The organism is Sporolactobacillus terrae DSM 11697, assembly GCF_000648615.1.
Classification (GTDB): domain Bacteria; phylum Bacillota; class Bacilli; order Bacillales; family Sporolactobacillaceae; genus Sporolactobacillus; species Sporolactobacillus terrae.
The window spans coordinates 63,153-76,817 of the sequence record NZ_JFZC01000004.1; the positions used below are offsets into that span (position 1 = coordinate 63,153).

12 protein-coding genes and 1 riboswitch are annotated in these 13,665 nt (G+C 42.0%); of the genes, 7 read left to right on the forward strand and 5 right to left on the reverse strand.

What is annotated here, in order from left to right; genetic code table 11:
* Positions 1-152: 152 nt before the first annotated feature.
* The 4 genes from AA84_RS0100295 to AA84_RS0100310 all read left to right on the forward strand — a co-directional run bounded on the left by AA84_RS0100295 (position 153) and on the right by AA84_RS0100310 (position 3,132).
* Complete coding sequence (locus AA84_RS0100295) at positions 153-695, forward strand: EXLDI protein (RefSeq protein ID WP_028975555.1); 543 nt, start codon at positions 153-155, stop codon at positions 693-695.
* A 38-nt stretch (positions 696-733) separates the two neighbouring features.
* A complete protein-coding gene (gene corA / locus AA84_RS0100300) occupies positions 734-1,690 on the forward strand; it encodes a magnesium/cobalt transporter CorA (protein WP_028975556.1) in 957 nt (318 codons plus the stop codon).
* A gap of 148 nt (positions 1,691-1,838) precedes the next feature.
* The gene (locus AA84_RS0100305; RefSeq protein WP_028975557.1) at positions 1,839-2,411 is read left to right on the forward strand and encodes a xanthine phosphoribosyltransferase; all 573 of its coding nucleotides are present in this window, start codon (positions 1,839-1,841) and stop codon (positions 2,409-2,411) included.
* A 25-nt stretch (positions 2,412-2,436) separates the two neighbouring features.
* The gene (locus AA84_RS0100310; RefSeq protein ID WP_028975558.1) at positions 2,437-3,132 is read left to right on the forward strand and encodes a YjjG family noncanonical pyrimidine nucleotidase; all 696 of its coding nucleotides are present in this window, start codon (positions 2,437-2,439) and stop codon (positions 3,130-3,132) included.
* Positions 3,133-3,185: 53 nt separating this feature from the next.
* Here AA84_RS0100310 and xerS read toward each other — a convergent pair whose 3' ends face one another.
* Positions 3,186-4,259, reverse strand: a complete 1,074-nt coding sequence (gene xerS, locus AA84_RS0100315) for a tyrosine recombinase XerS (protein WP_028975559.1) — start codon at positions 4,257-4,259, stop codon at positions 3,186-3,188.
* A gap of 214 nt (positions 4,260-4,473) precedes the next feature.
* Positions 4,474-4,556: riboswitch (ZMP/ZTP riboswitch) on the forward strand.
* A gap of 43 nt (positions 4,557-4,599) precedes the next feature.
* Here xerS and AA84_RS0100320 point away from each other — a divergent pair.
* Together AA84_RS0100320 and AA84_RS0100325 are read left to right on the forward strand one after the other, a co-directional pair.
* Positions 4,600-5,487 carry a bifunctional 5,10-methylenetetrahydrofolate dehydrogenase/5,10-methenyltetrahydrofolate cyclohydrolase gene (locus AA84_RS0100320; protein WP_420542170.1) on the forward strand — a complete coding sequence of 296 codons (888 nt, stop codon included), beginning with the start codon at positions 4,600-4,602 and terminating at the stop codon, positions 5,485-5,487.
* Positions 5,474-6,100 carry a cyclodeaminase/cyclohydrolase family protein gene (locus AA84_RS0100325; protein WP_028975561.1) on the forward strand — a complete coding sequence of 209 codons (627 nt, stop codon included), beginning with the start codon at positions 5,474-5,476 and terminating at the stop codon, positions 6,098-6,100. The genes AA84_RS0100320 and AA84_RS0100325 overlap by 14 nt, the downstream gene beginning before the upstream one ends.
* Before the next feature lie 346 nt (positions 6,101-6,446).
* Here the strand turns inward: AA84_RS0100325 and AA84_RS0100330 are convergent, their stop codons facing one another.
* From AA84_RS0100330 to AA84_RS0100340, 3 genes are all read right to left on the reverse strand, one after another.
* The gene (locus tag AA84_RS0100330; protein ID WP_028975562.1) at positions 6,447-6,704 is read right to left on the reverse strand and encodes a hypothetical protein; all 258 of its coding nucleotides are present in this window, start codon (positions 6,702-6,704) and stop codon (positions 6,447-6,449) included.
* Between the two features lie 54 nt (positions 6,705-6,758).
* Positions 6,759-7,529, reverse strand: a complete 771-nt coding sequence (locus AA84_RS0100335) for a MurR/RpiR family transcriptional regulator (RefSeq protein ID WP_028975563.1) — start codon at positions 7,527-7,529, stop codon at positions 6,759-6,761.
* Positions 7,530-7,851: 322 nt separating this feature from the next.
* Positions 7,852-9,453 (reverse strand): alpha-glucoside-specific PTS transporter subunit IIBC, encoded by a 1,602-nt coding sequence (locus tag AA84_RS0100340; protein WP_028975564.1) that lies wholly within the window; start codon positions 9,451-9,453, stop codon positions 7,852-7,854.
* A 472-nt stretch (positions 9,454-9,925) separates the two neighbouring features.
* Here AA84_RS0100340 and pepF point away from each other — a divergent pair, with 472 nt between their 5' ends.
* On the forward strand, positions 9,926-11,746 hold the full coding sequence (pepF, locus tag AA84_RS0100345; protein ID WP_028975565.1) for an oligoendopeptidase F: 1,821 nt from the start codon (positions 9,926-9,928) through the stop codon (positions 11,744-11,746).
* Between the two features lie 80 nt (positions 11,747-11,826).
* On the opposite strand, the gene AA84_RS0100350 is transcribed toward pepF, so the two are convergent.
* On the reverse strand, positions 11,827-13,545 hold the full coding sequence (locus AA84_RS0100350) for a methyl-accepting chemotaxis protein (RefSeq protein ID WP_028975566.1): 1,719 nt from the start codon (positions 13,543-13,545) through the stop codon (positions 11,827-11,829).
* Positions 13,546-13,665: the final 120 nt, after the last annotated feature.

The window sequence follows — 13,665 nt, forward strand, 5'->3', positions numbered from 1 at the left end:
TTGTAGGTGTATTTTACGATATATGTACATCCCACATAGGTATATACAGAAAATATATGTATATTTTCTGTATATACCGCTTTTAATATACGTATAAAGCGTGTATATTTATATGTATAAACTAAGTAGGCGAAGAAAGGGAGCGTACGTTGATGCCGAATAAGACCATTTATGTTCCAGACGCTGATTTGGAAGTATTTGAACAAGCCCAAGAAGTATCCGGTAAAAATCTGTCCGCTACGATTGTACAGGCACTCCGCTTTTATACAAAGATCGGAGAGGGGAAAGGTTTTGAACATATTGAAGTCTCTGTAGGTGAAGATGGTTATTATAAAAGGAAACGATTCATCGGACGTGAACTTGCTTCTGCCAGTGTGCACGATGAGGATCATTCAATACTAACAACCTATACGGTTTATGAAACGACCCATGGCCGATACGCTGTCTACATCCGCGAACAGAAGCGTATCCCTTTGGAACAATCGATTGAAAACGAACTGCGAAAAAGGATTATGGAGAAAATTGCAGGAGAAAGTACCAGTGGTCTTTCGCTGACGGCCGAATCGGATGATCTGATCCCAGATAAACGGATTTTAAGTGTTTATAACTCCATTGATGACCTTATCGGCAAGGTGCCCACTGATTTATACCATGCCTTGCATGAAATCAAAGATGGAGAATTTCTTGATATCTAACCATTTCTTGAGTCGACAAAAGGCAGGTGCTTGTTTCTGTGATACGGATACTGACTCATGATCAGCAGAATCAATTGGTTTCAAACTTGGCTCTTTCAAAATTAGCATCCGCGGATTCGGACAACTTTTGGCTGGACATCAGTGCGGCAACGGAAGAAGAGCTAAAAGAAGTCAAACATTTCTTTCCAGAGTTTTACCGGCAGAATAAGCTTGTTCAAAAACAGCCCAATCGTCCGCAACTGAAATTATTCAAGGACAGCTACTCTGTTTCAATGCGCGTGATCAGTCCGAATACATTGAAGACGCATGAACTCTATCTATATGTCAGTGAGCAAAAGCTTATCACCTTTCACCGAAAAAATTTGAAAGCAGTCAATGATGTTTGGCATGATTGCAGATCCGATCAACAGTTTCAACCCGAACACATTCCTGAAGAGATCTTACGTCGATTGATGAGCAGACTGATCGATCAATATATTATGGCTGTCAATGATCTTGAGGATCAGATTGATGACCTGGACTTGAATGCAAAAAATGAGCCGATCCATAAACTCAACCGCAAAGTTTTTCAGTTACGCAGTCAATTGCTTAGTTTTCGCCGCGTCATTGCACCATTAATGGATATCATTCACCGGATCATCGGCTCTGCAATGATTAAGACAAGCCGGGATCAGGAACTTTTTTTGCGCGATATCAATGAAAATTTAAGTCGGCTGACACATATGATTGAATCGAATTTGGAAATCACTTCGGATATTCGCGACAGTTATCTGTCGTTGACGACATACCGTATGAATCGAATTATGCAAACATTGACCGTCATTACAACGATCTTCATGCCTTTAACATTTATTGTCGGCATTTATGGGATGAATTTCGCGTATATGCCGGAACTGAACTTGCGATACGGTTATTTTATTGTTCTAGGCGTGATGGCTGTGATTGCGCTCATCATGTTTTATTGGTTCCGCAAAAAAGGCTGGTTTGATAAGTAAATAAAGTATTGGGTTCCATTCGTCCTGCTTTGAGCAGGTCTTTTTTGCAGCGACGCAGTCTTGATAGGCTAGTGCTAGCTGTGATCCAAGTGTTATACTCGTTTACACAAGCAGTCTATTTAATCAAATAAGGGAGTGTATCATTGTAGTGGATGAATTAAAGTCTCGTATTCGCAAGGATGGAACAGTGATTAATTCGGAAATTCTGAAAGTTGATCGATTTCTCAATCATCAAATTGATCCGCAATTAATGAAAGCGATTGGCAAAGCTTTCGCCATACACTTTCAAAATGCCGGGATTACAAAAGTTTTGACTATTGAATCTTCCGGAATTGCACCGGCACTAATGACCGGCTTAGAAATGAATGTCCCCGTACTGTTTGCGCGCAAGAAAAAATCGTTAACGATTAATGAGGACAGCTTAACAACCGACGTTTATTCATTTACGAAAAAGGTACATAACACTGTATTACTTGAAAAAGATACGATTATTAAAGAAGATCATGTCTTAATCATTGATGATTTTTTAGCTAATGGTGAAGCTGCACTTGGTTTGACTCGCCTCGTTGAGTTAGCAGGTGCTGCTGTCTCAGGAATCGGCATCGTCATTGAAAAATCGTTTCAACAGGGGCGAGGCAGACTTGACCGGGCTGGCTATGCCGTCTATTCGTTAGCGCGTATCGCTTCTTTGAACGATCATCACGTCCAGTTTTTGGACTAAACTAAACACTTACTGAGAGGAAAACATGCATCCTTATAAATTTTTATTGTTTGATGTGGACGATACACTGCTTGACTTTGGGGAAACGGAAAAGTTAGCACTTCGGCTGCTGTTCAAAAAACAAAACATTCAATTGACTTCGGAAATTGAAAATTATTATAGAAAGATGAACAAAAAAATGTGGCGCAACTTCGAAAAGGGCGATATAACACGTGATGAATTATTATTCACCCGTTTTTCAAAACTTTTCAAAGCATTTGGCAAAACAGTGGATGGAATTGCTATGGAGAAAAACTACCGTCATTTTCTTGGTGAGGCTCATCCATTGGTTCCGGGCGCACGTCGCGCATTGGAGAAGTTAAAGCGCCATTTTGATTTGTATGTCGTTACGAACGGCGTCGCCGATACACAGCGGAAACGACTGGCAGATGCAGCACTGACGCCTTTCTTTAGGGCGATCTTTGTGTCTGAAGATACGGGTTATCATAAACCGGATCAACGTTTTTTTGAGTATGTAGCACGCCACATTCCCAATTTCACTTCTGAACATGCACTAATTATTGGTGATTCACCGATTTCCGACATGTATGGCGGAAATCGAGCCGGAATGGACACATGCTGGTTCAATCCAAATCATTTGAACAATCCGCTTGATTTGAAACCTACTTATGAAATTGATGATTTAAAGCAGTTGTCCACGATTGTCCTCAAATCGGAATAGCTCAGGATACCTTAAATTATTTATGTAAACAAATCACACCTGATCATGCGCGATCAGGTGTGATCCATATTATCGACTGCACGCTTCAGTTCATCATTTGATAAATGCGTGTAGATCATGGTGGTTTGGATCGATGAGTGCCCAAGCTGACGACGGAGCTTAGGAATATCGTTGTTTTCCGCTTGATAACGTGTTGCAAACGAGTGACGCAATTTGTGTACAGAGAGGGAAGGCTTGCCAAAGGCGATGGCATACTTTTTAACCAGATTCTCAATCGCCCGCGCGCTGAGTCGCCGTGTTGTCCCTTTTGGACCCATCGATGCAGCGACAAACAACGCTTGGTTCGAAGCCGGCAGCCGATACTTTTTTGCACGTACATTTAGATAATCTTCAAGATCCAACTCTGCTTGTTCACTGAAAAATACATATTGTTCTTTATTTCCTTTTCGCACAACACGAACCATTCGTTTTTGGAAATCAACATCATGTAAGTCAAGACCAACCACCTCGGAGAGCCGAAGGCCTGATCCAAGGATCAGTGAGATAATCGCGGTATCGCGTTCAGCATTTTGCGTATGAAAATTTAACAGCTTCCGATTGTCCTTGACCGTTTCGCGATAATCGCTCGCCACAAATTGACGGAATGCCTCGTATTCATCATGCCAAAGGATTTTCCCAGCCATTTTTTGAGCAACTGTTTCTTGATCTTCCTTAATCTTATTAAATGAAATTTTCGCCATCACATTACGTGTAAGGTATGGCTTTAGCTCACTTGTCTCAGCAATATTTTGTAAATAGTTAAAAAGTGATTTTAATGAGGACAGCTTTCGGTTCATGGTAAACTTGTCATTTTGCAGCCGAAATTGGAGGTAGGAAAGGAAATTCTCGATCGACTGGGGCGTTAATTTCTCGAGACAGTCCAAGGGTACCGACGTACGATCGCCTTGGTGAAATCCTTCAGCGATCATCCAATCAAAAAAGATCAAGTAGTCATGACAATAGTTGAGCAATGATCGAGGGGACATCACCCTCATTTTTTTATCCACGTATTCGCGAACATACCAGGGAAGACGCGCTGTTTTTTCATCAATTCGTTCATAAAGATGTTGTGAACGTTCGTCAGCCATAAGGATGCCTCCATATAAATGGTAATATTTAACATATATAGAATAACATAATGATAGCGGTTTAGCAAATATTTTACGAAGTAAATGCTGGACAATTCAAGATTCATCAACAATAATCTTGAGCAGATGTGACATTCATCATCTTTTTTTCGGATTCTGCTTTTCTTTTCACGTCAATCCATGCTATATTGTAAGGGATGATTAATGTAATAGTCATATCGTGTGTAACTGGCGTAGCATGGGGAACCATGAGGGAGCACATGAGGTAATGATAAGCCGTACGCCTGGGCAAAGTATTTGGAGAAGACCAACCAAATACTTTTTTTATTTGTTTATGGAGGTGTATCCATTGGGAAAATTGCTTGAGACAGCGGCACTTGCAAGTGAAATATTGGATCACTTAAGTATAGAAGTTAAGCAACTGAAAGAGAAGGGAATTGAACCCACTATATCTGTGATTGTTGTTCAGGGCGATCCTGCGTCAGAATGCTATGCGAAAGTTAAACAAAGAATTGCGCGCAGACTGGGCATTCGTTATTTGCTCACCTTCGTTCATTCACAAGTAACGGAAACAGAACTTCTTGAACGCATTAAATGGCTGAACCGTTGTCCGACAATTCACGGCATCATTTTGGAACTTCCACTTCCGAAACATCTTGATGCAGCGCGCTTGGCAGCGGCCATTTCTCCTGAAAAAGATATTGACGGCCTGACACCGTCAAATAAACTCGCTTGTTTTACCGGCAATAAAGGGCTGTACCCAGCAACTCCGTTAGCATGTATCCGAATCATGAACTATTTCGGCTATACGCTTGAAGGAAAGAATGTTACGTTAATTGGACATGGCGAGACCGTAGGCAAGCCGCTCGTACAACTTTTGTTGCGTGAAAATGCAACGTTGACCGTTTGTCATAAATACACAAAGGACCTGCGAATGCATATTGAAAAAGCTGATGTTCTCATTACAGCAGTGGGGAAGGTCGGCCTAATATCGGCTGACATGGTTCATCGCAATTTAATCATCATTGATGCCGGTATCAGCGAAACGAAGAACGGGATTATGGGTGATGTGCAGCCTGAGGTAGCAGAATTCGTTAAAGCAATGACACCTGTTCCAGGCGGCGTTGGTAAAGTAACGACCATGCTCTTATTTGAAAATCTAATCAAAGCGGTGCATCTGCAAACGAGTAAAAGAAAAAGGGAGGTTGACCAGCGTGAAAGTCTTTGACCAATCCATTCGCCAATTTATTGAGGCTGCGTGTTCCGCATCACCAACGCCCGGAGGCGGCAGCGTCGCTGCGGTAAGCGCCGCACTCGGTGCATCAATGGGTTCCATGGTTGCCAGCCTTTCGACAGGTACACGTTTTGAAAAAAATGCAGCTCAGATGAATACAATCATTGCACAGATAAAAACCGCTATTGATGAATTCGAACAAATAGCAAAACAGGATATGGAATCATTCCGTTTGTTTATGGACGCTTTGAAAATGCCAAAAGACACCGATGAGAAACGTGCACAACGTTCCGAGTGTTTGCAGCAAGCAGCGATTCAAGCAGCAAATGTTCCGCTCAGACTAATGACTCAAAGCCGGGATATCATGGCACTGCTTGAAAAAGCCTCGCAAATTTATAACAAGAATGTGATTTCAGACCTTGGCGTGGCCGTCATTACGCTTGATGCAGCGATTCAATCGGCTTGGCTGACCGTTAAAATCAACTTATCATCAATCAAAAATGAAAAAACAAACAGCAATTATGAAAAACAAGGGATGCATTTATTAAATGATGCACAAAAAATCAAACAGTCGGTCATGAACGTTGTCATGGATAAAATCGGCTGATGGAGGCATCATTTTTAAATCCTCGGACTTTACTTCGTCAAAATTATATTTTACGTAGTAATCTAGCGGCGAGATTTTTACCCCTTCTTGAATAAGATTGATTACTTTTATTCTTTGCTTTTAAGATTAAAGAGTTGCAAAAGTTTATGCAGCTCATTATATTGTTCTTGATTGTTCTTGGACTTTAACGGCATCTATATTTTATCGCGTCTCTTGTCAAAGAGCTGTCAATGCTATGACGAGACGCATACTTATGAACGATGAATCTTATTGTCAAACGCTGGTCATCCTCGCTGTTTCCGCATTTTTTCATCGGTTAGTTTCTCCGAGTTCAGCAGTTTCCTGCTCATATCGGTCGCAATTCGTTTGATTTGAAGCAAATCTCCTTCATCCATCCATTCAGTTTTTCCAGTTCGATTGTAAGGATCGGCTTCCCTGCCTGAGCTTTTTCCTGTTCAAATAGATTTTTCGTACGATTTCTTACCACAACTAGCACAACTGGCACAATTTTGTCTTTGCAAACGCCTGTATCTGTTTGAAATCGCCCTTTTCCATAACACTGATCGAGGCAAGTTGCTCGAATCCCTCTTTCAATACTTTCCAATCCGGTCGCTGCACGAATCCTGAAATGATGCTGTATTTCTGCTAAATGATCATCTTATTTATCATCATTACGAAATAGATAGTCAAAAAACAGAGTATCAATTAACACAAAAAGTGTACCTAGCGAAGTGGGATTTACTATTGAATTCCCATTTTTGCGTTGAGAAAAATTTATCGATTGAAAGTAAAGATTATATGGAACCAATGTTGCAAGCTCATTATTTTTGAAATCTGAATCAGTAATGGATAGTACGGGAACATGCTTGAATTTTAGCATACGGATATCTTCTATAATCTCTTTAATTTCACCGCTTAACGAAATAATAATCAGCAGATCCCGTTCTGTAAAATATTGACGCGCTATTTCAAACTCTTTTTTTGCAGTTAGATCAATAATTCTTCGATCACAGCTTAGAAAATTCCGCTTTAATTCGAGTACTGCATTGCGCTGCGCCCAGCCTGTTCCATAGGCATAGATATGTTCAGCCATTTGGATGCGATGATAGATTTGTAAGCGGTCTGTTGCCCGAAATCGTTTAAGCGTAGTCTCAATTGCCATGTTTAGCTGCTGGTAGTAATTTTCCTTTTCCAATTTATTAAAGGTAATATCACTTTTTAGAGAGTACTTAAATTCGCTAAACCCTGAAAATCCTAATTTTTTCGTCATTCGCAATATGGAAGATCTAGAGAGATTACAGTAAGTTGCAAGATCTGTGATACTCATCCTAACACATTCTCGTTTGTGATTAATAATATAGCGCAGAGTTAATCGATCATTTTCATTTAAATTATTGTAATACTTGTTAATCAGCATCTCCAGCTCCATTGATGACACTCCTGTCCGCTCTCTATATATATGATACTAATAGCGATCAATTCAAGCAACAGATAAATGTAAGCGTAATCATTTACAGCAATAAGTCATACCCCATCGCTGAACAAGCGGCTGATTAACTGTACAATTACCTCATGAATAAACGGATTACCCTGTTAAGCTAATCGTAACAGGGTAATCCGTTTATTTCAATTAACCCAACTTGGGCACGGTTTATGATCTTAGGCACCCCACTCTCCTACTCTGACACGAGGATAATGAGGATCCATCAGCAGATACGATTGAAAATTGTTCATTATCAGCGCCACTTAGATTATTTGATACCCATTTGCATTAATTTTTCAAATTCTTCTCTGACCTGAGGTACAGATAGTCCGACGATTACCTGGAACGCTTTTCCGTGGCGTACCACTCCATGTGCTCCACCCTGTTTGAACGCGCGATCTGGTCCCACCAGACTTTTGTCCTTGACAGTGATGCGGAGTCGAGTGGCACAGTTTGTCACATCGCTGATATTGTCATATCCGCCAAACGCATCGAGATAAGCGGCTGCTTGTGTTGCGTATTGATTTGTTGACTCAGCTGATGGGGTGTGTTTTTTGTCTTTGTTACGATAATCTTGTTTTGTGAACAATTTTGTTTCCTCATCATCAGCTTCACGACCGGGTGTTGGGAAGTTAAATTTGAGAATTAAAAATCGAAATACAAAAAAGTAGATGCATGTAAAAATGAGACCGATCACGATTTGTGTCAAGTACATCATCCAATGGTTAGCAAATAACGGGATCCAATTAGTCGTCATCATGTCGATGATCCCATTTGTCATTCTTCCGACAACGCCGAAGAAAAACATGGCAGCATCCATTGTTGCTGCCAGAATTGCATGGACGACAAACAACAGAGGAGCAGCGAAAAGAAATGTGAATTCAAACGGCTCAGTGATTCCCACAAGCATGGCAGTTAGTGTTGCCGGTATCAACAATGCTAAAACCTTTCGTCGCTTCTCAGGTTTAGCCGTAAAGTAAAATGCAGCGGCAATTCCTGGGGGGGCAAATATTTTTTCATTCCCATACAAAGCAAAGCCTCCCTCCGGAAAAAGCTCTTTAAGTGGCTTCGTTGAATCCGCAAACTCCTGCATATGGCTGAACCAATATTTTACAATTCCTCCGTCAACAGCTGCCGGACCATACATAAAGGGAATATAGATAAAATGGTGTAGTCCAGTCGGAATGAGTAGCCGCTCAAGAAAACAATAGATCCACACACCGAGAACTCCGGAAGTGGCCATAAAATGCTGTAATGACGCAATCCCTCCCTGAAAAATAGGCCATATCCAGCAAAACAGAAAAGCGACGGGTATCATTACAAAGAATCCGATGATGACCACGAATGAAGACCCCTGAAATACACCAAGCCAATCAGGTAATTTTGTGCTGAAATAACGATTATGAATCCATACCGTGATACCTGCAATAACCAGAGCCCCCAGTACACTTGTATCAAGCGTCTTTATCCCCGCAATCATCTTCAATCCACTGCCCGCAGCCCCATCAATAAGGTCCTGAGAGAAGTCAACACCGAATAACCCGCCCCAAGAAGTTAGTATTGAATTCACGAAATAATTAAACGTAAGGTAAACGACTACAGATTCCATGGCGGCCCGACCGCTGGCTTCTTTGGCTAAGCCGATTGGCAATCCGATAACAAATAGCAACTCCATTTGATTGAAGATTGTCCAAGCCCCGTTTTCAATCATTGACCAAAACTGTGTCCAAAGGGTTCCTTCGTTTGCGACACTGCCAAGCAGGATCGGGTTCGTTAATGAGATTGAAAGTGCGAGCATTAACCCGGAAAATGCAAATAACAAGACCGGTGTGAACATCGCTCCGCCAAAGCGTTGTATTTTCTGCATCATTCTGAATCCCCTCTCATTTGCGCTTTAAATGCGATTTCTTTCTCACAGAAAACGATTAAGAGTCGTCCATGTAAGTGCTAGATCCATGAGAATTTATTTTTTAGCTTCTTTAATAGCGCTTACATCGTTATCCTACACGACTTAGTACGGGATGCAATAGAATCCAAGTATTCTGTGAAAACGTTTTCATTTGTGGTCATTGTTTCATTTTACGGGAATTTTTCCGGTTTTTATCTAAACTGTCAATGCTCCTTAACCGACGTGCCAAAGCAACTTGCAGAAAGGATCCTTGAACCCTCGTGCTAATTTACCAATGAACGATCAAGATGATTTTTTCAGTCATCTTTTTGCTTAAACGATTGTGTGTCGTCTGATGGAATGGCTTTCTTTTGATTGCGTGCGCCAGAACCTACAGATTTGCTGGCTGTATGCTAAACTATAAGGAACGAATGATGAGAATTGAGGGATAGCATTGGAACAACGGTTAAAAAGAGAGCAAGTGCCAACAGAACAGACTTGGAACCTCAAGGATCTGTTCTCTACTCGAGAAGCCTATGTCGAAGAACTTAATGATGTGAATGCTGAAGCAGCGAAAATCATTGCACAAAAAAGCAGCATAACCAGCAACAGCAAAGCGCTCTATCAGGCCTTGGAAACCTATTTCGCTTTAAAAGGTCGGCTTTGGCGGCTTTCTGCTTTTGTAAGCCTTAAACAATCCGCCGACAGCAGCAACGCCGAAAACCAAGCAGATGCCGCTCGCGTTGATGCGGTCATTACTGAAATTGAAACGCAGTTGTCTTTTTTTGAAGATCAATTGATGGCTGTAGATGAAAACAAACTGGCGGATTTTGAGAAAACCACACCTGAACTGAAGGAATACGCACCCTATTTTCATAAGCTTTTGCTTCGAAAACCACATCGTCTGCATCCAGAGGCAGAGAAAACGATTAAGGCATTTTCGGAGGTGTTTGATGCTCCCTATACGATCTATTCACGCAGTAAGCTTGCCGACATGCAGTTTCATCCGGTTACTGACGGCAAGGGCAGAGCATTGCCCATGTCTTTCACGCTTTATGAAAACAGATACGCGTCGAGTCGGGATACCACGTTAAGAAGAAACGCCTATGCATCATTTACCGAGACCCTTGCCGCCTATAAGAATACCTTTGCTGCCGTGTATGCTGCCGAAGTTGCAAAAACGATTGCACTTGCCAAACTGCGCGGTTACAAATCAGCAACGGAGTATATGCTTCAAGAACAACAGGTAAGCGAATCAATGTACACGAACCAATTGGAGATTATCTACAAAGAATTGGCGCCCCATATGCGGCGTTACGCAAAAATAAAACAAAAGCAGCTTAAACTAGATCGCATGACCTATGCCGACCTGCTTGCTCCGATTGACACGTCCGCCCCACAAACGACCTTTGCGGAGAGTAAAAAAGTACTTCTTGAAGCCCTCGAAATAATGGGCCCGGAATATCGTGCAATCATTGAAGAAGGTCTTAATAACCGGTGGGTGGATTACGGCGATAATGTTGGAAAATCAACCGGTGGCTTCTGTTCTTCTCCATACGGTGCGCATTCCTATATCTTAATGACTTGGACCGGAGACATCCGCAACATTCTCACCCTTGCCCATGAATTCGGACATGCCGGTCACTTTATGCTTTCTCAAAAGTATCAAAAGTTAGCGAACTACCGCCCTTCCCTATTTTTTATTGAAGCACCCTCTACGATGAACGAATTGATTCTCGCCCGTTATCTGAAACAGCAAGCAAAATCAGATGAAATGAAACGATCGGTCACCGAAAGGATTTTGAGTACCTACTATCACAATTTTGTTACCCATCTTCTGGAAGGCGTTTATCAGCGAAAAGTATTCCGCCTAGCTGAAAATGGTGAGGCATTAACGGCTTCAGTACTGACCAAGCTGTTCAATGAGACGCTCAAAGGGTTTTGGGGTGATGCCGTTGCACTTGATGAACGTGATGGTTTAACCTGGATGCGGCAGCCGCATTATTACTCAGGATTGTATTCGTACACGTACTCAGCCGGACTAACGGTTGCAACGGCTGTTGCTGCTCAAATTGAAAAAGAAGGTCAACCAGCAATCAATCGTTGGCTCTCTATTCTAAAAGCAGGAGCAAGTCTTTCCCCGCAGCAATTGATCGAAAAAGCGCATGTCGACATCACGAATCCGGCAACGATTCGCGCTGCTGTTGGTTATGTTGGCTCACTTGTGGATGCCATGCAGAGTGCTCCGCCCAACGAACACAGAGCAACTGTTTAAAAAGAGCTGCCGACAATCACATCGGCAGCTCTTTTTTTATGTGGATAAATGAATCGCTTGCAGAACTTGACTGGAATATTTTAATGCTCAAGTCTGAAGCGCTGAATCACCTTTTCAAATTGATTGGACGTATCGTCGATCATTTTTGCTTCCTTCATGTATCGACCAATGGATCGCTCAATTTTGTTCATCGACTGATTCACTTGAGCAACACTTGCCGCAGATTGCTGAGAGACTGCAGCAACTTCAGTAAGTGACTGCTTCATTTGCACACCGATCAAGCTGACCTCATTCAAGTTTGACGATACATCCGTTAAGCTTGATCGTATATCAAGTGCATCCTGATTAATGACTGATAATACTTCCCCAGTATTTGTAATCTGCTGGACACCATTTTCTACCTGTTCTTGACTCGCATTCAGCGCATCATTGACACGATCAAATCCCTTGTACACCGCGCTGAGCATCAGGGACATCTCCTTTGTCGATTTAGAGGTTTGATTCGACAGTTTTCGTATCGAATCGGCGATTACACTGAATCCACTGCTCTCTTGATCTGTTCGCGCCGCTTCGATCGCTGCATTTAACGCCAATAGATTGGTTTGCCCTGCAATGTGGCCAATGGATTCAATGAATTTAGTCAGTTGTGCCAATTGCTGCTTAAACTCTTCCATTTTGCGGCTTGAGTCGTTCACACTCAATTTAATCGTCTTCATGTGCTGTTGCGAGTTTTCAATCATTGACCGTCCGGTTTCCGTTAAGTCTGAAGCGTCCTGTGCCTGATGGAGCACTGAGGAAAGCATGGCAACTTCCTTGGTTAAGCGTTCACTAAAATTCTCAGTGAACTGTGCAATGTGGACGGTATTTGCCGCTTGCCGATCAAAACCATTGGCAAGTTGATCCATGATTCGGATCATCTCTTTGCTTTCCGTTGAGACGGACTGGGTCGATTGAATTAACGCTTGTCCACTTGTTTTAGATCTTCTCGCTGCCTGAACCATCATCCGAATCAGTTCGAGCAGATCGGCCTTCATTTTTTCCATAGAATCCGCGATCAAGCCGAGTTCGTCTTTATTTGTTTTTGCTTTCTCATGTTCGGTTAAGTCACCGGCAGCAATCCGTTCGGTAAGTCCAATGACGTATCTGAAGGAGTGCTTCATTTCTTTGCTGACGCGCCATGTAATCGCGCAACTGATTAAAAGCGTCACGACGATACTCACGGCTAGAAAAAGCATCGCCCCGATGACTTGTTTTCGAACAAGATCCATCGCCCGCTGCTGTTCATCAATGACTGAATCTCGCAATTGATTAATGCGCTTTATGCTTCTTTCTTGAATCGTATTCTGTTCTTGATGCACTCTTGATAGTTCCTTTTTCTGATTCATCAGAACCGCAGGCACAAATTCACTTTGAAAAAGATTAAACAGCCGTGAATCATCAGTTATAATCTGAGAAAACCACTTTTTCTGATCGGGTGTATTCATATAAGGCTTTAATTTCTTTTCCGCTTGGTTGAGTTTGTTCTGCTCTTGCGTGTACAGCTTCACAGATCGGTCCCCAGGATCGAGAAGATAATCAATGATGCGCGCGTCTTTTGATTTAAATAGCGTTCCAATTTCAGTAATCTGCGCCGCACGTTCACCCGCCGCACGCGCTTCCTCTGCTCCTTTCATAGACTGATAAAGCAAAAGTGTTGATGCCGCAGCTGAGAGAAACATCAGAATGATGACTACCCATAAGCCAACTGAAAATTTCATGCTGATTGTACTTTTCTCCCACAGTTTGCGCATTCGATTCATCGTTTCACACACTCCATTGACCTGTGTCATTTCCTACTCTATAAGTATTCAATCAAATCGAACGCAAATAAAGAGGTAAAACGTTAAAGGAATGTAAATTTATCTTTACAATTTCTTTTT